This window comes from Streptomyces sp. NPDC006610 (genome assembly GCF_040611575.1).
GTDB lineage: Bacteria > Actinomycetota > Actinomycetes > Streptomycetales > Streptomycetaceae > Streptomyces.
In genome coordinates this window covers 140,532-163,257 of record NZ_JBEXOP010000007.1, presented here as the reverse complement: position 1 = coordinate 163,257, position 22,726 = coordinate 140,532, and the positions used below count along the sequence as shown (strand labels likewise).

Below are 22,726 nucleotides of genomic sequence, written 5' to 3'. Positions count from 1 at the left end.
CTGCTGCGCGGTTCCCATCATCGTCGGCACCAACCCATGACTAACACGCGTTAGGCACGCCCGATGACCGACTTGCACACCCGCCGCAGCCTGCTGCGGTACGGCGCCTACGGCGCGGCGGCCGCCGCGCTGGCCGGCACCGCCGCCTCCTGGGACCGGCTCACCGCGGCCGACATCCCCGGCCGCGACGACGACTCCCTCGTCGTCGCCACCCTGGGCCCCGCCTACGGCCCGGCCGCCGTGCGCACCCTCACCGAGGGCTTCGCCGAGCGCCACCCCGACATCAAGCTCCGGATCAACGCGGTGCAGGCCGTCGACTGGTCGGACTTCTTCGCCAAGATCCTCACCCAGATCGCCGCGGGCACGGCCCCCGACCTGGTCTACGTCGCGACGGAGGGCGTGCAGCTGTTCGCGCAGCGGCTCGGGGCGCCCCTGGACCGCTGGGTCCGGCGGGACGCCGACGAGCTGCGGGAGTACTTCGCCGACGTCCACCCCTCACTGGTGGAGTCGATGATGTACGAGGGCAGCCTGTACCAGCTGCCCGTGGAGTTCAACGCGGCCGACATGTACCTCAACCGGCAGGTGCTGCGACGGGCCGGCGCAGACCATCCGCCGCCCGACTGGACCCGGGAGGACTTCACCGCGCTGCTGCGCCGGATGAAGAAGTCGAGCGACTCCCACTTCACGCCGTACTTCTGGACCAACCGGCTCTGGGGCGGGGTGGTGCCCTGGCTCTTCGCCGGCGGCACCAACCTGCTGGCCGAGTCCAAGGCGCCCGGCGGAGACTGGCTGTGGGACGCCTTCTACCCGGCCGACCAGCGCCAAGGGCGCGGCGGCGGCTTCCGCTGGACCACCCCGCAGGCGACCGGCGCCCGGTTCGAGGAGACGTACGAGTACCTGGCCTCCCTCATCGAAGAGGGCCTGTGCACCCGCCCCGAGGGCGGCAACGGGCAGAACCTGGTCGGCGTGTTCTCCACGGGCCGGGTCGGGGTGACGCCCGCGGGCGGCTTCTGGGCGGGCGGCCTGCACCAGGCGGGGATGCCCGCCGACGGCTACGACGTGCAGTACTTCCCGCGCTGGCGCACCCAGCGCCACCAGTTCGGAGCGGCGGGCTACGCGCTGCTGCGCACCTCCGACCGGCAGGAGGAGGCGTGGGAGTTCATCAAGTACGCCGCCCGCAAGGACACGCTCACCCGGCTGTTCACCACCAACCAGACCACCCCGGCGCGCCGCTCGATGCTGACCGCGGGCCGCTACCGGGAGACCGGCCCCGACCACTGGCGGGTCTTCTACGACACCCTCGACCGGTTCCCCGACACGGGGCCGATCCCGGCGCCACCGCAGGTGGCCGAGGTCGAACAGGTGCTGCTGAAGCACACCGGCACCGCCTTGTCCTCCCCGCGCGCGGTGCGTCCGGCGCTGCGCCGGCTCCAGGGCGATCTGGAGAAGGCCATGGAGCGTGACGTATGACGAACACCCAGAAGATCCCCCCGGTCCGGTCGCAGTCGGCGCTCCGGCCGCCCGCCGCGGTCCGACCTTCCGCGCGGGAGCGCGGCACGCGGCTGCTGGCCGCCCTGTTCCTGGCGCCGACGATCGTCGGCATCGTCGTCTTCACGGTCGTCCCGATCGTCGGCTCGGTGGTGCTGAGCCTCTTCCACTGGAACGTCATCGACGATCCGCGCTTCGCCGGGGCGGCCAACTACCGCGAGGTCTTCGGCGACTCGACCGTGCTGGTCTCCTTCCGCAACACGCTGCTGTTCATGGTGCTGGCGGTCGCGCTGCAACTGCTGATCGCGCTCGTGCTGGCGATCGTGGTGAACGGGCGGATGCCGGTGTGGCTGCGGTCGGTGTTCCGGTCGGCGTTCTTCTTCCCCCTGGTACTGTCCGCGGCGTCCATCTCCGTGGTGATGAAGTACCTGTTCAACCAGGATTTCGGGCTGGTGAACTGGCTGCTCGGGCTGGTCGGGATCGCCCCGGTGCCCTGGCTGACCTCGGAGAACGGGGCGATGGCCGCGGTGATCCTGGTCTACGTCTGGCAGCAGTTCGGGTTCTCCTTCCTGCTGTTCGTCGGCGGGCTCAACAACATCCCGAAGGAGGTCCACGAGGCCGCCGCCCTGGACGGCGCCACCGGACCCCGCAAGCACCTGCACGTCACCCTGCCGCTGCTGTCGCCGACGCTGCTGGTGGCGTCCGTGGTCGGCATCATCAACGCGCTCCAGGTCTTCGAGCAGCCGTACGTGCTGACCGACGGCGGTCCCGGCGACTCCACCCGCACCGTCGTGATGGTCATCTACGAGACCGCCTTCGAGCAGCTGCGCTTCGGCACCGCGTCCGCAGTGGGGGTGCTGCTGTTCGTCCTGGTCATGGCGGTGACCGCCCTCCAGTTCCGGCTCAGCCGGCGTTTCGTCCACTACCAGTGAGCCGGTGAGTCCCATGAGCCACACGACCCTGACCACCGGCACGGTGCGTCACTCCCTCGCGCCGTGGGCGCGCATCGCCGGCCTGGCCGTCTGCGCCCTGCTCACCCTCGGCCCGGTGATCTGGACCGTCTCCACCTCGCTGCGCACTCCCGCGGAGTCCTTCGACCTGCCGCCGGCGATCATTCCCTCGGAGCCGACCGCCGAGGCCTACCGCGGGGTGTTCGCGCAGATCGACGTCTGGCTGCTCGCCCTGAACTCGACGCTGGTGACGGCGCTGATCGCGGTCGGCCAGATGATCACCGCGGGGCTCGCCGGATACGCCTTCGCCCGCCTGGAGTTCCGGTTCAAGAAGCCGCTGTTCGCCCTGGTCCTGGCGACCATGATGGTGCCGTTGCAGGTCACCATCGTGCCGGTGTTCCTGGTGCTGAAGTCGATGGGGCTGACCGACACCCTGCTCGGCCTGATCATTCCGGCGTTCCCGACCGCGTTCGGCACGTTCCTGATGCGCCAGTACTTCCTGGGCATGCCGAAGGACCTGGGCGAGGCGGCGATGCTCGACGGAGCGGGCCCGTGGCGGGTGTTCCGCTCGGTGTACGCGCCGCTCGCTGCACCCGGTCTCGCCATCGTCGGCGTACTGGCCTTCAACTACCACTGGAACGAGTTCTTCCGCCCGCTGATCCTGGAGACCTCCGGCCAGAACTACACCCTGCCGCTCGGGCTGGTCTCCCTCCAGGGCAACCTCGGCACCGGCTCCGTCTCGGTGGTGCTCGCCGGTGTGGTGCTGTCCATGATCCCCGCCGTCGCCGTGTTCGTCGTCGGCCAGCGCCCTCTCCGCGAGGGCATCACCTCCGCAGGAGTCAACCGTTGAGCCCCGACAGCAACGCGCCGCGCTACCGGGTCCGTCCGCCCGCCAACTGGATCAACGACCCGAACGGCCCGTTCCGCTGGGGTGACCGCTACCACCTCTTCTACCAGCACAATCCGGGCGCGCCGGTGCACGCCGACATCCACTGGGGCCACGCGTCCAGTCCGGACCTGGCCCGCTGGCAGCACCATCCGATCGCGCTCACCCCGACGCCCGGCGGACCCGACGAGGCGGGCTGCTGGTCCGGCTGCGTGGTCGACGACGACGGGGTCCCGACAGCGGTGTACACGGGAATCGACCACCACCACACCGGCCTCGGCACCGTCTGCCTGGCCCGCGCGGCCGACCCCGACGATCCGGCGCTGACCGAGTGGAAGCCGCTGCCCGTGCCCGTGGTGCCGGCCCCGCCGGCCGACCTGGAGGTGGTGATGTTCCGCGACCCGTTCGTCTTCCGGCACGCCGGCCGCCGCTGGGCCCTCGTCGGCGCGGGCCACGCCGACGGCACGCCCTCGATCCTGCTGTACGACTGCGACGACCTGACGCGGTGGCGATTCGCGGGTGTGCTCCTGGACGGTGCCGACCCGGTGGCCGTGGACGCGTTCGGCGACAAGGCCGTCGGCTGGGAGTGCCCACAGCTGCTGGCGGCTCCCGGAGGGGACTGGGTGCTGATGGTGTCGCTGTGGGACGGCGACCCGTGTGCGACCGGCTACCTGACGGGCAGTCTCGAACCCTCGTCGCGACACGGGCTGCGGTTCACCCCGCGCACCGGCGGCCCCCTGGACCACGGCCGTGACTTCTACGCGCCCGCCGTCCTGCAGGAGCCGGAGCGGGCACTGATGTGGGGCTGGTCCTGGGAGTCCCGCGGGCCCGGCCGGGCCGAGCGGGCCGACTGGGCCGGTGTGCTCACCGCGCCGCGCGCCGTCGACGTCCACGCCGACGGCACCCTGCGGGTCCTGCCGGCGCCGGAGCTGGACAGGCTGCGGGCGCCGGAACCGTTCGTCACCGTGCCGGGCACGGGCGCACGGCTGCCGGACGCCTACGACCTGACGGTCACCGCCCGCACGCTCACCACGGTCCGCCTGGGGGAGGGGCTGACGCTTCGGATCGACCCCGCAGCGGGCACCCTGACCGTACGGCGGGCCGGGCGGCCCGCGCCGGTGGAGGTGCGGATCCCGCGCGGTGCGGAGCTGCACGTCCGCGTCCTCGTGGACGGTTCGCTGTACGAGGTGTTCGCGGACGACCGGGCCACGGTGACCGAGAGGGTCTACCGACGCCCGGGCGACGCGCCCGAACTGACCGTCACGGGCGCCGAGGCCACCGTCACGGCGTGGGAGCTGGTCGGACCGACCCTGAACTGAGCACCGGGCACGGTCGTCACGCCCACCGCCACGGGTCCCACGTCCCCGGCGCCACCCGCGGCCAGAGGAACGCGTCCCGTTCTTCCTCCCCGCAACGACACCGCCCCCCGGCCCCGCGGCGGCCACTGCGTCGTCACGCGGTCGGGACCGGGCCCACCGACGAGCGCATCACCGCCTGGCAGGTCAGGCGGCGGACCGTGGCCGACGGGGTGCGGCCGGCGATGGCGTCCAGGAGCAGGCGGGCGGCGGACTCGCCCATCTCACGGTGCGGGAGGGCGACCGTGGTCAGGGGCGGCGTGAGGAAGGCGGCCATGTGCTCCTGGTCGTCGTAACCGATCACCGACAGCCCGGCGGGAACGGCGACGCCGAGCCGGGTTGCGGCGTGCAGAACGCCCGCCGCGACCCGGTCGTTGTAGCAGAAGACGGCAGTGGGACGGCGGGCCGGTTCTGCTCCGTCGAGCAGCCGCATGGCTCCGTCGTAGCCGCCGACGATCTCACCACCGGTGCGCAGCACCCACTCCTTGGGGACGGTGATCCCTTCGGCGCGCAGTGTCTCGCGGAAGCCGCGCAGCCGCTCGGCGGACGCGATGTCGTCCATTCCTCCTATGCAGGCGATCCTGCGGTGCCCGTGGTCGAGCAGCAGCCGGGCCGCAGTACGGCCTCCGGCCCGTTCGGCGGGGATGACGGCGGGCAGGGAGTCGTCCTCGGGCAGGCAGTTGGCGAGGACGGAGTGGGTGCGGTGCAGCCCTTCGGGGACGCGGACCCGGCGCAACCACATGGCGGCGTAGATGATGCCGTCCACCCGCCGGTCCAGGAGTTCGGCGACGGCCGCGTCCTCCTTGGCGGGGTCGCCGCCGGAGTCGATGGTGAGCACGAGGTGCTCGCTCGCCCAGGCCGTCTCCATCGCGCCGCGCAGCAGTCGGCCCGCGAACGGGGAGGACGCGATCTCGTCGGTGATCAGTCCGATCACGGCCGTACGGCGGCGGCGCAGGCCGCGGGCGACAGGGTCGGGTCGGTAGCCGAGCTGAGCGGCGGCCAGCCGGATGCGTTCCTGGGTGGCGGGGGAGAGGTTGCCCTCGGCACGGCCATTGAAGACGAACGAGACGGCGGTGTGCGACACGCCGGCGAGCCGGGCAACGTCTCGCGAGGTGGGACGCCCCGTTCCCGTCGTGGGTTTGCCTTCTGCGCTCGTCATGGCATCCGCTGTCCTCTGCTTGCCCGCCCGTGCGGTTGATCGCTGCTCAGCCTAGCCGGACGCGGCCGTTGGCCGGCCGCCCTCGGCTGCTCGTCGCATCGGAGGGGACCGAGTGTCCCGACTCCGCAAGTCGGCAGCGGCGCCTACCGTCCGAGGGGAAGCCCGGTCCACCCGTCGGCGACGGTCGCGAGGAGACGCGGCTGATGTGGCGGTAGCGGCGTTCCCTCGTCCGCGGCAGGCAGCGCCGTCGTGAGCCGGGTGCCTCGCCGAACGATCGGTTCCGGGGTTGCGCCCACCGGAGACGTTGCCGCCCCGCTACTCGGTGATACCGTACAGCGGTACCCGGTAACACGTAGTACCGGCCCAGGGCTGAGGAGCGCCCGCGATGGACGACCTGACGGAGATGTTGAAGGGCACGCTCGAAGGGTGCGTGCTCGAAATCATCGACAGGGAGGAGACCTATGGGTACGCCATCACCCGTCGGCTGAACGAGCTCGGCTTCACCGACGTCATCGAGGGGACGGTGTACACCATCTTGCTGCGGCTGGAGAGGAACGGGCTCGTCCAGGTGACGAAGCGGCCGTCCGGGGTCGGTCCGCCGCGCAAGTTCTACGTGCTCAACGACGCCGGACGCGAGGAACTCGCGAAGTTCTGGGCGAAATGGCACTACCTCTCATCACGCATCGACAGGCTCAAGGAGGGCGGGAGATGAACTTCTGGGAGAAGGTCACCGGCAGCGATCTCACCAGGGGATGGAAGGCGTTCGAAGCCCGGGCCGAGGCCCTGCCGGACGACTACCGGGCGGCGTGGGGACAGATCATCGCCCACCTCTTCCCCCACGGGGACTTCACCGGCCGCAACCTGATGCCGATGCTCGACGCCGCCCTGGGGCTGCTCGAAGTGGCGGCGGCCGACGGCCAGAGCGTCCGCGAGGTGCTCGGCGAGGACGTCCGAGGCTTCTGCGCCGCGCTTGCCGGTGAAGAAGGGGCCCGAACTCATCGCGACCGGTGGCGCGAGCAGTTGAACAGGAACGTCGCGAGAGAACTGAGCCGGCTGGGAGGCTGACGTGGGCATCAAGGACATCGTCGAGGGCAAGCACAGGTGGCGGGCGCACGTGGCCCGGGTCAAGGCACTCCCGCCGGACTACCGGATCGTTTACAAGGAGATGCAGAAGTACCTGTTCAAGGTCGGACCGGTGAGCCTGTCCGACGGGTCCCTCCTCTCCGGCGTCGTCGACTTCTTCGAGGAGGGCGTCGCCGCGGGCAAGGGAGTTGTGGAACTCATCGGCACCGACGTCGCCGCGTTCTGCGACGACCTGATCAAGGACTCTCCCACCTGTGCGGATGCCTACCGGGAATCCATGAGCGGCAAGCCCGGCGCGGCCGGGAAGTGACAGCCGCCGCACCGGTGCGGATGCTGCATACCCCTGTCGTCCTCGACGACGGCCGCACCGTCGACGTCGCCGCATCCATCGGCCCGCTGCACGCGGCGGACGGCGGGCGGTTCCACACGACGGCGAACTCGTCGCCGCCCAGGCGGTCGGCCGGGCGCCCGAACACCGTGAGAACGGCGTAGCCGGCCGCGCGGTCGGCGAACCCACCTGGCAGAACGGCCGCATGCCCGTGGCGGGCAGGTGATCACGCCGGTCGTCACGCAGGGTGCCGGGTGGTCTCGTCGCGCCTGCTCGCGGCGAGAGCACCGTGCTGCGGAGGTGCATGCGCCTGCTGTCGTGGTCGGCGGGCGGCGACCTGATCCACCGCCGGTGCGCCGGCCGCGCCGCGAGACGCGCCGGTCCCTCCCGGCGTTCGTCGCAGGCCGGCTGACCCGGACGTCCGGACCGTGCCGGCCCGAACCCGTCGTCACCGGCCCACGGGATCGCCGTCGGCGCCGTCGTCGCGGCTGCGCAGTGTCATGTGGCCGCCGTGGTGCAGTGGAGTACCCGGCCGCAGCCGGGTCACCTCGTGCCCCGTTTCCGCGTCGACGAGGTGCACCTCGCCGTGGCCGCCCCGGCTGACGGCGATCCAGTCGGAGCCCGGTGAGGCGGCAACCGCCCGGCGCTGGACGCCCTCCCAGGGGGTGCCGCCGCGACGCGGAGCGCCCTCCATGGCCGGCAGGGGAACCCGGCGGACGGTGCCGTCGATGCTCAGGAGGATCAGTTCGTCGCCGTCGGGGTGGATGCGGGTGAAGGCGGTGTGGCGCCGGGCGAGGGCCAGCCGGAAGACGAGCCCGGGGCCGAGTTCCGTGTGCACCGTGCGGCCCGTCTCCAGGTCGTGCCGCCACGCCTGGTTGGTCCACTCCGGCCAGCGCAGGGGGTCCGGGTCGCCGCCGCGCAGCGTGCTCCACAGCGCGCGCCGGCGGGTGTCGAGCCGGAGATACCAGCCGCGGGCGGGCGACTCCCAGGGGACCACCGCCTCGGCGGCGAGTGCGTCGCCTTTCCTCCGGGCCCGGTGCACTCCCTCGCCCGTGGCCGCGAACACGTCTCCCGTGCCGGGCGCCTGCGCGTCCCCGTGTCCGTCGTCCGGCAGCGGCAGGACCGCGTGCGGTGTGACCGGAGGGCAGCCGGGCGGAGCCGCGAGGAGGTCGGCGAACCGGTGGACGGCCAGCTCCCCGGGCTCTCGGTGCCGGAGCACGACCAGCGGATCGTCGCCGCCCAGCACCGTCACGCCCGGTTCGCCGACGCGGGTGCGCACCCTCGCCGTGTCCCCGGTGGCCAGGTCGAGGACGGTCAGCAGGTCCGACCACGGTGCGGGGTTCTCGCCCAGGCCGGTGGTGACGGCCAGCCGGCGACCGGACGGGTCGCAGGCGAGGTGCTCGGCCGGCACGGCGACCGGGACCGCGCGTTCGACGAGCTTGTCGGCGAACGGATCGAGTACCAGCAGTTCCCCTCGCCGGTCGTCGACGCAGGCCACCCGTCCGCCCGGCAGCGCCAGGAACCCGGCGTGCTCGGAGAGATGACGACCGGTCAGGCTTCCCACGACGGCTCCGTCCGGCACGGTCAGTACATGGACGTATCCGTCCACATGGTCGGATACGAAGAGAACGGGTGTGTCAGCGGGCATGGGTTCCTCCAGAGACCGGTTCTGATGAAAACGATTATCATGTATCTTCGGTGCGTTCCCGATATCCGAGAAAGAGCGAGGGCATCGATGCTGCGCGCACCGTCGAGATTCGTCCGTGGCTGGATCACCGCAGTGGTGGTGGGTTCCGTTCTGGCCGGCTGCGGCTCGTCGTCCGAAGAACCCGCGAACGACAAGGCCGAGCCGACGGCGAAGACGGACGTCACCGTCGAACCCATCAAGGCCTCCACGGAGTTGACCGACACCAACGGCGTCAAGGTCTCCCTGAAGAAGGAGCCCGAGCGGATCGTCTGCCTGTTCGCGCTCTGCGACGACATCCTGACCGAGCTGGGCATCGTCCCGACCGCCACCAACAGCGCGTTGCTCGCCCACCCGGACTTCCTGGGGGAGGGCAGGGCCAAGGAGGTCGACGTGATCCCCGGCGGATTCATCGCCCCGGAGGTGGAGGCGATCCTCTCCCACAAGCCCGACCTCGTGATCGGCCTGGGGGACACGCACGGCAAGCTCGCCCCGGCCCTCAAGGGCGCCACGACGTTCTGGGCCATGCAGCCCGAGACGTGGCAGGACAGCGTCGGGTACCTGCGCGACCTTGCCGCGCTCACCGGGCGCACCGCCGAGGGCGAGAAGGCCGAGAAGACCTTCCGGACCAAGCTCGCCGCAGCCGAGAAGGCTCCCAGCGACAAGACCGCTCTCATCATCTACGGCAGTGACGAGAACTTCGGCGTCGCGACCCCGGAGACCGACGTGGCCGCCAGCCTCTTCCCCAAGATCGCCGAATACCCGTGGAAGTCCCGTGGCGTGCAGGGCACTTACAGCCTCGAAGAGATCCTTGCCCAGGACGTCGACGTGCTGTTCGTCGAGACGCTGAGCTTCGGCGACGCGGACGGCAAGCTGTCGGAGAAGCTCGCCGAGAACCCCCTCTGGGGCAAGATCCCGGCGGTGAAGAACGGCGACGTCCACGAGGTGAACTCGGAGGTGTGGGCCAAGGGCCGCGGCACCCGCTCACTCGGCATCGTCCTCGACGAGGCCACGGCCGCCCTGCGGTGAGGACGCCCCACACGCAGCCCGTCGCGGCGGGCGGACAGCGGGCGTCGCGCGTCGCGCGGAGGTGGCAGCCGCTCCTGGTGGTCGTCCTGCTGGCCGTCTGCTCGGTCTGCGCGCTCAGCCTCGGCACCCCCTACGTCCCACCGCACCGGCTGGTCGCCGCGGTGCTGGAGGGGGACACCACGCTCGCCGGGATCGTCGTCACCGAACTGCGCGTGCCGCGACTGGTGCTCGCGCTCCTCGCCGGCGCCTGTCTGGGTGCGGCCGGGCTGGTACTCCAGGAGGCGCTGCGCAATCCCCTGGCGGTGCCGGAGATGCTGGGCGTGTCGTCGGGCGCCGCTCTGGGGGTGGCCGCGCCGCTGGTACTGAGCCTGTCACTGCCCGCCGTCGTCCATCCGATGCTGGCCATCGGCGGGGCCGCGCTCGGCGGCGGGCTCACGCTCCTGGCCGCCGGGCTCGGCCGCAGTCCGTCCGCCGTACTGCTGACCGGCGCCGCGGTGGCGGCCGCCCTGCAGGCTGCGCTGCTGGTGATGATGGTCATGGCCGACCAGTTGGACCTCCAGCTCATCTACCGCTACCTGCTCGGCTCCCTGTCCGCCCGGACGTGGGACGACGTCGCGGGTCTGTGGCCGTGGCTGCTCGTCGCGGCCCCCGCACTCCTGCTGTGCGTGCCGGTGCTGTCGGTGATGCGGCTGGGCGACGAGGACGCCGAGGCGCTGGGCGTGCGCGCGCAGCGCGCCCGGTTGGCGGCGCTGGCCATCGCGGTGGTGCTGATCGCCCCGGTGACGGCCGTGTGCGGGCCGGTCGCGTGGGTGGGCTTCCTCGCCCCGCACCTGGCGCGGTCGTTCGACCCCGCGGCCGGGGCGGCGCGCTGGCTTCCGTGGTCCGCCGCCTGGGGCGCGGTCGCCGTGGTCGTCGCCGACCTCCCGGCCCGGCTGGCGCTGGCGCCGGTGGAGACACCGGCCGGTGCGTGGACGGCCCTGCTGGGGGTGCCGGCCGGGGTCGCGCTGATGCGGTCGGGCGGTCGCGGCCGAGCGGTCCGGCGCCGGCCGGCCGCCTCGGCCGCGGTGCGCGAGCCGTTGCCCGGACCGAGGAGGACGGCTTCCGGCGCCGCGGACGACATCCCTCGTGCCGGGGCGCAGGGCGACGTCGGCGCGGACGCGCCCGGGCGCGGCGGCCCCGGGGATGCCTGCCCGCCCCCTTCCAGGGCGACCGGATCGGAGGACGTACGGTGACCCGGCGATTCACGGCTCTCGCGGCACTGGCCCTCGTGTGCGCCGGTGTGGAACTGGTGGCCGGGCGCGGCATGTCCCCGGGCGCGGCCTGGGACGTCATGAACGGCGGCGGTGACGCGACGGAGCGCCACATCCTGTTCCAACTGCGCCTGCCCAGGCTGCTGGTGGCTCTCGTCGCCGGTGCCTGTCTCGCCGTCGCGGGGCTGGTCCTGCAGTCCGCCCTGCGCAATCCCCTCGCCGGGCCGGAGGTGACGGGCGTGACCCCGGGGGCGGTGCTCGGAGCCGTCACCGCGACCGCCCTGGGACTGGCCGGGTGGGACTCGCCCCTGTCCGTGGTCCTCGCCGCGTGCGCGGGCGGGTGCGCCGGAGCCGCGCTGCTGTGGCTGCTCGCCGGCCGCGGGCGCGGTGACCCCGCGCAGACCGCCGTGCACGGGGTGCTGGTGTCGGCGGTGCTCGGCGGACTCACCGCCATGGTGCTCCTCGTGGAGCCGGGTGAACTCGGCAGCGTCGTCCAGTGGCTGGTGGGCACCACGGAGGGCCGGGTGTGGCAGCACTGGCACCTGCTGTGGCCGTGGGCCCTCGTGTGGGGGGTCGCGGCCTGGCTGCTGGCCGGGCCGTTGACCCTGCTGCGCTGCGGGGACGACATCGCCCTGGCCGCCGGCCTCTCGGCCCGCCCTGCCCGGAGCCTGGCCCTGCTGTGCGCGGTGGCGCTGACGGCGGGCGCGGTGGCCGCCGTCGGGGCGCTGGGCTTCGTGGGACTGCTCGTTCCGCATCTGGCCGTGGCCGTCTTCGGTGCGGACCTGCGGGTGAGCCTGCCCGGCACCGCCCTGGTGGGCGCGGTGGTGGTGTGCGGGGCGGACGCGGCGGCGCAGCTGTCCTCGCGGCTGCTGGCGGGGGCGCTGGACGCCGGACGGCTCACGCTGCCGGTCGGGGCGCTCACCGCCTGTCTCGGCGCCGCGTTGCTGCTGGTCGTCGTGCGCCGCACGCCGAGCCGTTCGTTCTGACGTCGAATCGAGGACAGAGCATGACCGAGTCCGTGGGGATCCACGTCGAGGGGGTCCACTTCGGCTATCCCGGGCGACCTGTGCTGCGGGGCGTCGACCTGACCGTCCAACCGGGCGAACTGACCGCCCTCATCGGGCTGAACGGCTGCGGCAAGTCGACCCTGCTGCGGCTGGCCGCCGGGCTGCTGCAACCTGACGAAGGGCGCGTTCGCCTCGGAGGGGACGACCTCGCCCGGCTGTCCCGGCGGGCCACGGCCCGGAGGGTGGCCCTGCTGCACCAGTCCGCTCCGGCCGTTCCGGGGATGACGGTGCGTCATCTCGTCCGCCAGGGGCGGTACGCGGCGCGCGGACCGCTGGGCATGCTGCGCGAGGGCGACGACCCCGTCGTGCACCGGGCGCTACGGGACGTCGGGGTGGAGGAGTGGGCCGACCGTGACGTCGACGCGCTGTCCGGAGGCGAGCGGCAGCGGGTCCGGCTCGCGATGGCGCTCGCCCAGGACACGCGCGTCCTGCTGCTCGACGAGCCGACCACCTACCTGGATCTGCACCACCAGCTCGACGTGCTGCAGACGGTGGTCCGACTGCGCCGGGAACGCGGGCTCACCGTGGTGATGGTGCTGCACGACCTGGCCCACGCGGCCCGGTTCGCCGAACGTGTCGTCGCCCTGCGCGACGGCCGTGTGGTGGCCGACGGAGCACCGGGCGAGGTGGTGACCCCCGGGTTGCTGGCGGACGTGCTGAAGGTGGCGGGACGAGTCGGCCGGGACCCCGAGGGGGGCTGGCCGGTGTGTTACCCGGATCACCCTCTTCCAGATCTTGAATATGAAAATCGCATTCATTAATGTGGCGTCCGCGGCGCTCACCCGAACGCCGCAACGCCCAGGTACACGAGGAGAGTTCATGGACAACGAGCAGATCTTCACGCCGATCGCCGACCAGGGCCAGCTGGCCCACGCCTCGGCCTCCCACTCCAACGCCCTCGTCGAGAACCCCTTCGACGACAACGAGGAGTAAGCGAGGACCGGCACCCTCGACCGTGGGCCCGCCCGTTGCCTTCCGGGCGGGCCCACGCCCATCCACCCACCTTTCGTCAGGAGATCACCGTGTCCCGCAGCCGACTCGTCCCCGGTGTCGAGGTCGTCGCCGCGCCCGGGCGGGGGCTCGCCGTCCGGACCCAGGAAGGAGAGTTCCTCAGCGTCAGGACAGCAGGCGTCGACGAGGACGCCCTGCTCTCCCGGCTCACCGGCGCGACAACGGGCTCGTCGGACGAGGAACTCGACCGTGTGGTGCGGGCGTTCGAGGAGGCGGGCTATCTGGCGCGAGAACCGCAGGACTCGCGGTGGCCCGCCGCCCGCCGCACCATCCGCGTCCTCGGCGACCCGGTACTGACCGAACCGCTCGCCGCGCAGCTGGCCGCCCTGGGCGCCCGGCCTCTCACCACCGAGGCCGTCACCGCCCCGGGCCGAGCACCGGTTCCCGTCGAGGACCTGCTCGACGGAAACCCCTGCGCGGTCGTGTGGTGCCTCGACGGCCCCGTGCCGTACCGGTTGTGGGACGCCGCCGACACCCTGCCCGACCACGGCGTCGCGTGGCTGCGCTGCCACCGCGAGGGCTGGCAGGCGTACGTCGAGCCGGTGGCCGCCGCTCCCGGAGACGTCACCTCGGCGCACATCCGGTCCCGCCGGCTCGCCGCCACCCCCGCCCACCGCGAACTGGCCGCGTACTGGCGCGGACCTCGTACCTCCGGCGCGCCGGTCCGGCTCGCCCTGCCCGCCGCCACGCTGCTCGCGGCGCTGCTCGCCGACGATCTCGGCCGGTGGGCCACCGGCGCCCCGGACCCGGCCGGCCTCCCGGCCCGCCGCCGGCTCCGCCGCGTGGACCTGCGCACGCTGACGGTCACCGAGCACCCCGTCCTCCCGGTGCCCGACGTCGCAGCGATGCCGGAGAAGGACGGATGACAGCGTTCGACACGACCGTGGAGGAACTCGCCACCGACGTGTTCCTTCCGGCCGGCGACGGCCCCTTCCCGGCCGTCCTGGTGCGCACCCCCTACGACAGGACCCGGCACCGGGCCGAGGCGCACGCCTGGGCCCGCCGCGGATTCGCCGCCGTCGTCCAGGACGTGCGCGGCCGGTTCGCGTCACCGGGGCAGTGGCGCCCCTACGCCAACGAAGCCGCCGACGGCTCGGCGGCCGTCCGCTGGATCCGCCGGCAGCCGTGGAGCGACGGCCGGCTGGTGGCCGTCGGCGCCTCCTACGCGGCGCACTGCGCCCTCGTCCTCGCCCTCGACGCGCCCGAGGACGCCCGGCCCGACGCCGTTCTCGCGGCCGTACCCGCCCTGGGGCCCGCGGAGACGGCGCGCGAGGCGTCCGGCGTGGAGCGGCTGCTGTCCCGCGCCGGATGGTGGGCCGCCCACGGCGACCGGCCGGACTCGGACGAGAGCGCGCTGGACAAGGCCCTCACGGCCGACCCCGCTCTCCTCACCTGCCTGCCGCTCACCGGCCTCCCCGAACGGCTGGGCCGCGCGCTGCCCTCCTGGGCGGGCCTGTGGCGGCACCGCGACCGCGGACGCCTGATCGCGCGGGCGGCGCACGCCGTCGTGCCCCTGCTCGCGGTGGGCGGCCACCACGACCACTTCACCGAGGACACCGTCGCACTGTGGCACGCCTGGGGCGGACCCTCGGCACGGCTGCTGCTGGGCCCCTGGGGCCACGGCCTCGTTTCCACACCCGGCCCCGACGCCGGCCCGGCCCACCGGGTGAACCTGGGCGAGCTGTACGTGCGCTGGACCCGCCGCGCCCTGGCCGGCGAACTGGCCCCCGGCCACCGTGGCGCACAAGCGCTGGGCGGGGCCGATCTGTGGCTGCCCGCCGGCACGGAGGGCGAGCCGCGCACCCGACGGCCGCGGCTGCTGCTCGGGGCCGCGTTCACCGCCGATCCCGGCCGGCCCGTCCGCTCCGACGATCTGACCGTCCCCGCCGACGGCCCGCCCGACCGCTGCCTGCTCGTCACCCCGCCGCTCCCGCGTCCGCTCGACGTGGTCGGCCCTGTGAGCGTGCACCTGCGGGCCACGGCCCACACGCCGTCCGCGGACTGGGCCGCCCGGCTCGTCGCCCTCACACCGGAAGGGGCCGCCGACGGACTCGCCGTCGGAATCGTCCGGCGCGACGAACCGGCAGGCCGCCAGGTCGCGTTCACCGTCGCCCTCGGCCGGATCGCACGTCGGCTGGGCGCCGGCACCCGGCTGCGCCTGGAGATCGCCGGGCACCACTTCCCGGCCCACGCCCGCAACCCGCACACCGGACAGGACCCGGTGACGGCCGACCGACTGCACGCCTCCCGGCGCGAGATCGATCCCGACAGCGTGGTGCTGAGCCTGCCCGTGCTCCCGTCCCGCCCCACCCCAGTCGACCCCGCGCAGGAGATCCTGAGATGACGACGCTGCCACTGGAAGCACTCGTCGACCCCGTCTGCGGCATCGTCCGCAAGGTCGAGCCCGTCGAGCACCCCGCGGGCGCCCCGCCCCGCTACACCGCGCTCACGGCCGAGATATCCGACGCCCGCAGACACGGCCTGTGGCCCGCCGACCGGGTCTCCCTCGGCACCACCTTCGGCGACCCCGGCCAAGCCCGTGTCGCCGCGATAGCCGAGGGGGTGGAACGGTACTGCGGCAACCGCGTCCCGCCGCCCGGCCACCCCGACGCCCCCGTGCGGGCCACCGCCGCCGAACTGGCCGACAAGGGCCTGCGACTCTACGGCCCCAGGGACCTGCCCGCGTACGCCGACTGGCAGTACGCCCGGGAGAAGTTCCCCTACCGCCCCCTCACCCCCGACACCCCGGCCCTGTGGACGCGCGGCACCGAACTGCTGCCCGGCGGACGGACGGCGGACGTCTGGGCGCCCGTCGCGCTCACCCACCTCAACTGGCGCCAGGGCGAACTGCGCGAGCTGCCCCGCACCCACCACCTCAACTACGCCGGGATCGCCACCGGACAGGGCTTCGACGACGCCGTCGAACGCGGCCTGCTGGAGATCGTCGAACGTGACGCCCTGGAACTGTGGTGGCATCTGGACGGCCCGGCCCGCGGCATCGACCCGGCGAGCGTGCCCGGCCTCGCCGACGACCTCGCCGGTTCCGCGTTCGACGTCCACATCGTCGAGATGCACTCGGAATTCGCCCCCTGCATGGCCGCGCTCGTGCACGACCCGCGCCTCGGTCTGTACGCGGCCGGGTTCGCCTGCAAGTACGACCCGGCCGAGGCCGCCCGCAAGGCCGTCCTGGAAGCCGTCCACACCTGGGTCTTCACCCAGGGCCTGACCGACCCTGACGGCTGGGTGTTCCGGGCCGTGGAGGCCGGGCTGCTCGCCCGCGGGCTGTACCTGGACCACCGGGCCGACGGCCGCTATCTCGACGCGTGTGGCGAGCAGTTCGAGCACGTGAGGGACCTGGGCGCCCATGTGCAGGTGTGGCTGGACGAGAGGATGGCAGCCGAGGCCAGGCGGTTCACCGAGCCGGCGCTCGGGACCGTGTCCCTCGACGAGGTCGAACGCGGCAGCCGGCAGCGGCTGGACAGCACGCTGCACGCGGGCGGCCACCGGGTCATGACCTTCGACCTCACCACGGAGGACGTGGCCGAGACGCCCCTGCGCGTCGCCCGGGTGCTCGTCTCCGGACTGCTGCCCAACGCCCCCGCCGCCTTCGGCTACTTCGGCTGCCCGCGCCTCGCCGACGCCGCCGTCGCCCGGGGGTGGCGCACGAGCCCGCCGAGCGCGCCGGAGGACTTCACGCTGGCGCCTCCGCCGCACATGTGAGGGCCGCACCCGTGGAAGACCTCCGCAAGGACCGCCCGGTGGACCTCGTCGCCGCCCTCGCTCGCGCACGCTCTGCCGAGCCACCCGGACCCGACACACCCGCCGGAGGAGCGGTCAGGGCCTGGCCCGGACCGCCCCGCCCCCTCCCGCCGGCCGGCCCGGCCGGCCTCGACCTGGGGGCCCTGCTGCGCTACTCGCTGTCCGCGGCGGACGACTCCGGACGCCTCAGGCCCGTGTCCTCCGCCGGTGCACTGCACCCGGTGGACGCCGAACTGCACGTGGGCCCGGGCTGCTCCCTGCCGCCCGGCCACTACGGCTACGACCCGCTGCGCCACCGCGTCCACCGCCTCGGCCGGCAACCCGAGGGCACACCGCCCGGCGTGACCGCCGAACTCTCCGTCACCGCACGGCGCACGGTCTCCCACTACGGCCACCGAGCCTGGCCACTGCTGCTGCTGGACACCGGGCACGCCGCCGCGGCCCTGTTCCTCGCGGCCCGCGCGCTGGGCACCGACGCGCCCGAGGTACGGCTGGACGGTCTCGCCGAGAGCCCACTGGCCGCCGTGCACGTCCCGCCGCCCGGCGGGCGCGGCGGCCCGGCGCACCAGGAGGGCGGGCGGGGCCGGGCGCACCCGGACGGCGGCGCCCGCGTCCCGGACCCGCCGGGCGGCCCGGCCACCCCCGCCGAACTGCTGGCACGCCGCAGTACCCCACCGCCTCTGCCGGGCACGCCCTCCCAGGACGCGCTGCTGGCGGTCCTCACCGCTGCGGAACGGGCGGTCGCCGGCGCGCCGCGGAAGGTCCTCGCGACCACCGCACGGCCGGGCGACGGCGACCTGCGCTGGTGCGCCGCGGTGGGCCCGCCGCGACCCGCCCTGATGGCGCTGTCCGCCGACGGCACGACCCTGCGGCGGCACGCGGCGGGGGAGGCCCGCCCGACCCTCGCGGCCTGGGCCGCCGGCCAGGCGTGGATCGCGGACGCGGGCGCCGTCCTGCTCGCCCACGGCTGCCCCGCGGAAGCCGACGCCGCGCACATCCGCCGCGCCCACCTGCGGGCCGGCTTCGCCGTCCACCTGGCCCATGTCACCGCCCTGCGCCACGGGCTGGCTGCCCGACCCGTCGGCTCGTGGCAGCAGGCGGACCTCGGCGCCGCCCTCGGCGCCGCCCCGGGCCGGGACTGGATCGTCCACGGACTGGCCCTCGGCGCCCGCCACGCCGACGAGGAGAACACCACATGATCGTCCACCCCGAGCTGCGCCGCGCCGCCAGGGCCGCCCGGCGCCCCCTGCTCGCGTCCACCTTCCTGCAGGGCGCCGTGACCCTGACCCACCTGGCGCAGGCCGCACTGCTGGCCCTCGCGCTCGCCCACCTGGCCCGCGGGGACACCGGCCGGCTTCCGTGGCTGCTGGCCGCGGTGCTCGCCGTCGTCGTCGTCCGCGCCGGGCTCGCCCTGTGGCAGCGGCGCACCGCCACCCGTGCCGGGGCCCGGGTCAGGGTGGCCCTGCGGGACGAACTCCTCGCCCACCTGGGCCGGCTGGGGCCCGCCCACCTGACCACCGCGAGGGCCGGAGCCGTCCGCACCACCCTCGTCGACGGGGTGGAGGGCGTCGACGCCTACGTCTCCCGCTACCTGCCCCAGCTGCTGATCACCCTCACCGTGCCGCCCCTGGTACTGGCCGCCCTGGCCGTGGTCGAACCGTGGGCACTTCTCGGCCTCGTCCCCGCCCTGCTGCTGGCCCTGGCCGGCCCGCGGGCCTGGGACCGGCTCCTGGCCGCCCGCGGCAAGGAGCACTGGGACACCTACGAAGGGCTCGGCGCCGACTACCTGGAGGCGCTCCAGGGCATGCCCGCCCTGCGTGCCGCCGGCGCCGTCGGGCGCACCCGCGCACGCCTGGAGGAACGGTCCGCCGCGCTGCACCGGGCGACCGTCGCCAAACTGAGGGTGTCCCTGGTCGACACCGCCATCACCGACCTCGCCATCCAGGGCGGCACCGTCGCCGCCGCGCTCCTGGCGTGCTGGTCGGCCGTCACCGGATCCACCACGGCGACCGGCACCTATCTGGTGCTGCTGCTGGCCTCCGAGTGCTTCCGGCCGGTGCGCGACCTGGCCCGCGAATGGCACGCCGGATATCTGGGCGCGTCGGCCGCGGACGGCCTCGCGGCCCTGCGCACCGCCGAGCCGGCCGTCCCCGACACGGGCGAAGCCCCCGCCCATTGGACCAACCCGCCGGAAGTGCGCTTCGACAACGTCCGGTTCACCTACGACGGCACACGGGCGCCGGCCCTCGACGGCGTCTCCTTCAGCGCGCAGGCGGGACGGACGACGGCGATCGTCGGCCCTTCCGGCGCGGGCAAATCCACACTGCTGGCCCTGCTCCTGCGCCACCACGACCCGCAGGAGGGCAGGATCACGCTCGACGGGCGCCCCACGGCCGAGTACACCCTCGACTCGCTGCGGCAGAACATCGCCGTCGTCTCGCAGGAGACGTACCTCTTCCATGCCAGCATCGCCGACAACCTGCGTCTGGCCCGGCCCGGCGCCACGGACGACGACCTGACCCGGGCGGCGCGCGTCGCCGGAGTCCATGACGAGATAGCCGCCCTCCCGGACGGCTACGCCACCGTCCTCGGTGAGCGCGGCGCCACCCTCTCGGGCGGTCAGCGCCAGCGTCTCGCCCTCGCGCGCGCCCTGCTCGCGGATGCGCCGGTGCTGGTCCTCGACGAGGCCACCAGCGCGGTCGACGAGCGCCGCGAAGCGGACATCCTCCGGGAACTGATGAACGCCGCGAGCGGCCGGACCGTCCTGGTGGTCGCCCACCGGCTGGCCGCCGTCCGGCACGCCGACCGCATCGTCGTCCTCGACGAAGGACGGGTGGACGCCGTCGGCGAGCACGCCGGCCTGGTCGCGGCCGGCGGCGTCTACGCGCGGCTCGTCGACGCCGGCCGCGCCCACCGAGGAGAACTCGCCGCATGAGCACCGCCACCACCACTGCCCCTGCCGAAGCGGACGTGCCCGCACGAGGCGCACTGCGGGCCCTCGTCCCCGCCCTCGCCGCACACCGGGCCATGACGGCACGCACCTGCGCCGCCGCCCTCCTCGAACAGGGGTCCCTCGTCGCGCTGGTGACCCTGGCCGCGCACACCGTGGGTACCGCCGTCATCGGAGGGCGAGCCCCTTCGGCCGCCACCGTCACCGCACTCGTCGCCCTGGTCGTCGCCCGCGCCGTGACGACCTGGCGGGAGATGGACCTCTCGCACGACCTGGCCTACCGGGTGCTGGCGGTACTGCGGGTACGCGTCTTCGACGGACTCGCCCGCAGCGCGCCCGCCCGCATCGCGGGCCGGCGCAGCGGCGATCTCGCCGCCACCGCCATGGCCGACGTGGAAGCGCTGGAATTCTTCTACGCCCACACCACCGCCCAATTGCTGGCGTCGGCGACGATCTTCACCGGCGGCTCCCTGGTCCTCGCAGCGGTGGAACCGTGGCTGCTGGTGGCCGTACTCCCGGTCGCGGCCCTGCTCGTCGCGGCGCCCTTCGCCGACGCGCGCGGGCGCGCGGCCCTCGGCGGCCGCACCAGGACGGCCGCGGCGAGGCTGTCGGCCGACACGGTGGAGACCGTCGACGGACTGCGCGAACTGCTCGCCTTCGGCCGGCTCGCGGAACGCCGCCGCACGCTGGCGGAGCGGGGCCGGCAGGTGGGCGACGCCCAGCGCGCCGAGGCCACCTGGGAGGCGATCGCCGCATCGGTCCGCGACCTGCTCATCGTGGCCGCCGTCCTCGGGGTGGTCACCGCGGCGGCGCAGTCCGTGACCTCCGGACGGCTGCCCGGCGCATGGGCCCCGGCGGCGATGGCCCTGGCCCTGTCCGTCCTCGGTCCGGTCGCGGAGTCGGCCCGCGCCCTGAGCCAGGCGGTGGCACTGCGCGCCGCGGCGGCCCGCGTCGGCGCGGCCGTCAAGGCTCCCGCCCTCGCCCCGCCGCCCGCGGCGCCCCGTTCCCTGCCACCCGGTCCGTTGGGCGTCCGGCTGCACGGCGTGCGGTTCGACTACGGCGGACAGCCCGTGCTGGACGGCGTCGACCTGACCGTCCCTGCGGGGCGGACACTCGCCCTGGTCGGTGTCTCGGGAGCCGGCAAGTCGACCTGCGCCCACCTGCTGGCCCGGTTCTGGGACCCCTCCCAGGGAGCGGTCCAGCTGGTGCCCGCCCACGGCGACCCCGTGGACATCCGGGAGGTGAGCGACCCCGAACTGCGGCGGGCGGTGGTCCTCGTGGGGCAGGAGACCCCCCTCTTCCACGGCACGCTCGCCGAGAACCTGCGGCTCGCCGCGCCCGAAGCGGACGACGACCTGCTCGCCACGACAGCGCGCCGGTGCGGCGTCGACCGGATCGCCGCGATGGACACCCTCGTAGGGGAACGCGGCGCAACCCTCTCGGGAGGGCAGCGGGCCCGCATCGCCCTCGCGCGCGCGTTGCTGGTCCGCCCGCGTGTCCTCGTCCTCGACGAGTCCACCGCCCACCTGGACAACACCGGCGACGCCCAGCTCGCCGCCGCGCTGCGCGAGGAGGGCCGCACCACGATCGTCATCGCCCACCGGCCGGCCACCATCCGCCGTGCCGACCGCATCGCCGTCCTGGAGCAGGGCCGCGTCACGGAAGAGGGAACCTGGGAGGACCTGACGGGCCGCCCCGACAGCGCGCTCAACCGCGTGCTCACCGCCCCCTCCTGAGCACGGGACGCCGACAAGGGCCCTCGGGCAGGGGCAGGCCGGCCCTTCCGTCGGCGGGCGATCAGTGCTGCCTTAGCGGAGGGGGCACGCGAGCGTCATGGAGGTCCGGCGTGCCGCGCGGCGCCGGTCCCGGTAGCCACCGACGGACTGGCGATCCGGAGACGGTCAACGAGACCGTCGTGACGTGCGGGCCGACGGGAAGGGAGCCGCCGAGGGCGACCGCGCTCGCGCCCTCGGTCGGGACGACCGCGAAGACCACGCTGAGCAGGGGCACGGGTACGGCGCTCCGGGCGGCCGCCGCGGCGGGTGACGGCCGGGCTGGGAACCGGCCTGCCCGTCGGGGCGGGGTTGGCTCAGGCGCGCCGGTCTCCGGGGGCCGGTGCGGTGTTCCTGGTCGAGTGGCACCGGTCGCACACGCCACTGAGTTCGAGCGTGTGCTCGACTTCGGCGAAACCCATGACCTCGGCCACCTTCTCGGTCCATCGCTCGACCGGGTCCGCCTCCACCTCCGTGCTCAGGCCGCAGTCGCGGCAGACGAGGTAGTGGCGGTGCCCGTCGGCGGGTCGCGGCCGGTAGAGCCGTTCTCCGCTCCTCTCGCGTACGACGTCGACCTGTCCGGAGCGGTCCAGGGCATGCAGGGTCCGGTACACCGTGGTCAGACCGATGGTGATGCCGTCGGCCTCCATCGCCTCGTGCAACTCCTGGGCGGAGGTGAAGCCGGCCTGCTGATGCAGGGCGCTCATGACGGCCTTCCGCTGGCGTGTCGTGCGCAACGGCGCCGGCAGCTGTGTGGTCGACGTTTCGCGCAAGGCTGCCCACCTCCCCGAGTTGACGCATATGGTAATCATTTCCATCATGGATTCAAAAGGCGGTGCGGGCTAGGCAGGCCGGGCCGGGAATGCCTGTCCACCATCGGTGGTCCCAGCGTCCTCGGGGCGTCGAGCGCCGGCGATGGGGGTCGTCCACGCCGGCGTCCGCCTCCGGGAAACGC

Annotated in this window: 21 protein-coding genes; 18 read left to right on the top strand and 3 right to left on the bottom strand. The window is 73.9% G+C overall.

The features are described 5' to 3' along the window. Nucleotides 1–63: 63 nt before the first annotated feature. The 4 genes from ABZY13_RS08390 to ABZY13_RS08375 are packed head-to-tail and all read left to right on the top strand — an operon-like array spanning nucleotide 64 to nucleotide 4,643. Complete coding sequence (locus tag ABZY13_RS08390) at nucleotides 64–1,470, top strand: extracellular solute-binding protein (RefSeq protein ID WP_356628096.1); 1,407 nt, start codon at nucleotides 64–66, stop codon at nucleotides 1,468–1,470. Then, nucleotides 1,467–2,420: a sugar ABC transporter permease gene (locus ABZY13_RS08385; RefSeq protein WP_356628095.1), complete on the top strand. Its 954-nt coding sequence runs from the start codon at nucleotides 1,467–1,469 to the stop codon at nucleotides 2,418–2,420. Before ABZY13_RS08390 ends, ABZY13_RS08385 begins: the two co-directional genes overlap by 4 nt. Before the next feature lie 13 nt (nucleotides 2,421–2,433). Continuing rightward, nucleotides 2,434–3,288, top strand: a complete 855-nt coding sequence (locus ABZY13_RS08380) for a carbohydrate ABC transporter permease (RefSeq protein WP_356628094.1) — start codon at nucleotides 2,434–2,436, stop codon at nucleotides 3,286–3,288. Beyond that, entirely contained in the window at nucleotides 3,285–4,643 is a 1,359-nt protein-coding gene (locus ABZY13_RS08375) for a glycoside hydrolase family 32 protein (protein WP_356628093.1), read from the top strand. Before ABZY13_RS08380 ends, ABZY13_RS08375 begins: the two co-directional genes overlap by 4 nt. A gap of 133 nt (nucleotides 4,644–4,776) precedes the next feature. On the opposite strand, the gene ABZY13_RS08370 is transcribed toward ABZY13_RS08375, so the two are convergent. Then, nucleotides 4,777–5,838 (bottom strand): LacI family DNA-binding transcriptional regulator, encoded by a 1,062-nt coding sequence (locus ABZY13_RS08370; RefSeq protein WP_356628092.1) that lies wholly within the window; start codon nucleotides 5,836–5,838, stop codon nucleotides 4,777–4,779. A 385-nt stretch (nucleotides 5,839–6,223) separates the two neighbouring features. On the opposite strand from ABZY13_RS08370, the gene ABZY13_RS08365 reads away from it, so the two are divergent. From ABZY13_RS08365 to ABZY13_RS08355, 3 genes are read left to right on the top strand one after another with little or no spacing between them, the layout of a single operon-like run. Then, nucleotides 6,224–6,550: a PadR family transcriptional regulator gene (locus ABZY13_RS08365; protein WP_356628091.1), complete on the top strand. Its 327-nt coding sequence runs from the start codon at nucleotides 6,224–6,226 to the stop codon at nucleotides 6,548–6,550. Beyond that, nucleotides 6,547–6,903: a DUF1048 domain-containing protein gene (locus ABZY13_RS08360; protein WP_356628090.1), complete on the top strand. Its 357-nt coding sequence runs from the start codon at nucleotides 6,547–6,549 to the stop codon at nucleotides 6,901–6,903. Before ABZY13_RS08365 ends, ABZY13_RS08360 begins: the two co-directional genes overlap by 4 nt. Before the next feature lies 1 nt (nucleotide 6,904). Then, entirely contained in the window at nucleotides 6,905–7,231 is a 327-nt protein-coding gene (locus ABZY13_RS08355) for a DUF1048 domain-containing protein (protein ID WP_356628089.1), read from the top strand. Between the two features lie 466 nt (nucleotides 7,232–7,697). Here the strand turns inward: ABZY13_RS08355 and ABZY13_RS08350 are convergent, their stop codons facing one another. Continuing rightward, a complete protein-coding gene (locus tag ABZY13_RS08350) occupies nucleotides 7,698–8,897 on the bottom strand; it encodes a hypothetical protein (protein ID WP_356628088.1) in 1,200 nt (399 codons plus the stop codon). A gap of 87 nt (nucleotides 8,898–8,984) precedes the next feature. Here ABZY13_RS08350 and ABZY13_RS08345 point away from each other — a divergent pair, with 87 nt between their 5' ends. The 11 genes from ABZY13_RS08345 (at nucleotide 8,985) to ABZY13_RS08295 (ending at nucleotide 21,735) form a co-directional block, all read left to right on the top strand. After that, nucleotides 8,985–9,962 (top strand): ABC transporter substrate-binding protein, encoded by a 978-nt coding sequence (locus tag ABZY13_RS08345; RefSeq protein ID WP_356628087.1) that lies wholly within the window; start codon nucleotides 8,985–8,987, stop codon nucleotides 9,960–9,962. A 77-nt stretch (nucleotides 9,963–10,039) separates the two neighbouring features. After that, entirely contained in the window at nucleotides 10,040–11,194 is a 1,155-nt protein-coding gene (locus tag ABZY13_RS08340; RefSeq protein ID WP_356628152.1) for an iron ABC transporter permease, read from the top strand. Continuing rightward, on the top strand, nucleotides 11,191–12,198 hold the full coding sequence (locus ABZY13_RS08335; RefSeq protein WP_356628086.1) for an iron ABC transporter permease: 1,008 nt from the start codon (nucleotides 11,191–11,193) through the stop codon (nucleotides 12,196–12,198). Before ABZY13_RS08340 ends, ABZY13_RS08335 begins: the two co-directional genes overlap by 4 nt. A 20-nt stretch (nucleotides 12,199–12,218) precedes the next feature. Beyond that, nucleotides 12,219–13,040, top strand: a complete 822-nt coding sequence (locus tag ABZY13_RS08330; protein WP_356628085.1) for an ABC transporter ATP-binding protein — start codon at nucleotides 12,219–12,221, stop codon at nucleotides 13,038–13,040. Nucleotides 13,041–13,098: 58 nt separating this feature from the next. Then, the gene (amiA, locus tag ABZY13_RS08325) at nucleotides 13,099–13,212 is read left to right on the top strand and encodes a streptamidine family RiPP (RefSeq protein WP_240797855.1); all 114 of its coding nucleotides are present in this window, start codon (nucleotides 13,099–13,101) and stop codon (nucleotides 13,210–13,212) included. A gap of 89 nt (nucleotides 13,213–13,301) precedes the next feature. Continuing rightward, a complete protein-coding gene (locus ABZY13_RS08320; RefSeq protein WP_356628084.1) occupies nucleotides 13,302–14,156 on the top strand; it encodes a hypothetical protein in 855 nt (284 codons plus the stop codon). Continuing rightward, nucleotides 14,153–15,634, top strand: a complete 1,482-nt coding sequence (locus tag ABZY13_RS08315; protein ID WP_356628083.1) for a CocE/NonD family hydrolase — start codon at nucleotides 14,153–14,155, stop codon at nucleotides 15,632–15,634. Before ABZY13_RS08320 ends, ABZY13_RS08315 begins: the two co-directional genes overlap by 4 nt. Next, entirely contained in the window at nucleotides 15,631–17,010 is a 1,380-nt protein-coding gene (locus ABZY13_RS08310; RefSeq protein WP_356628082.1) for a YcaO-like family protein, read from the top strand. The genes ABZY13_RS08315 and ABZY13_RS08310 overlap by 4 nt, the downstream gene beginning before the upstream one ends. An 11-nt stretch (nucleotides 17,011–17,021) precedes the next feature. Continuing rightward, nucleotides 17,022–18,248, top strand: coding sequence for a SagB/ThcOx family dehydrogenase (locus ABZY13_RS08305; RefSeq protein WP_356628081.1), 1,227 nt, complete (start codon nucleotides 17,022–17,024; stop codon nucleotides 18,246–18,248). After that, nucleotides 18,245–19,984, top strand: a complete 1,740-nt coding sequence (locus ABZY13_RS08300) for an ABC transporter ATP-binding protein (protein ID WP_356628080.1) — start codon at nucleotides 18,245–18,247, stop codon at nucleotides 19,982–19,984. The genes ABZY13_RS08305 and ABZY13_RS08300 overlap by 4 nt, the downstream gene beginning before the upstream one ends. Next, a complete protein-coding gene (locus ABZY13_RS08295) occupies nucleotides 19,981–21,735 on the top strand; it encodes an ABC transporter ATP-binding protein (protein ID WP_356628079.1) in 1,755 nt (584 codons plus the stop codon). The genes ABZY13_RS08300 and ABZY13_RS08295 overlap by 4 nt, the downstream gene beginning before the upstream one ends. A gap of 353 nt (nucleotides 21,736–22,088) precedes the next feature. On the opposite strand, the gene ABZY13_RS08290 is transcribed toward ABZY13_RS08295, so the two are convergent. Then, the gene (locus ABZY13_RS08290) at nucleotides 22,089–22,508 is read right to left on the bottom strand and encodes a Fur family transcriptional regulator (protein WP_356628150.1); all 420 of its coding nucleotides are present in this window, start codon (nucleotides 22,506–22,508) and stop codon (nucleotides 22,089–22,091) included. Nucleotides 22,509–22,726: the final 218 nt, after the last annotated feature.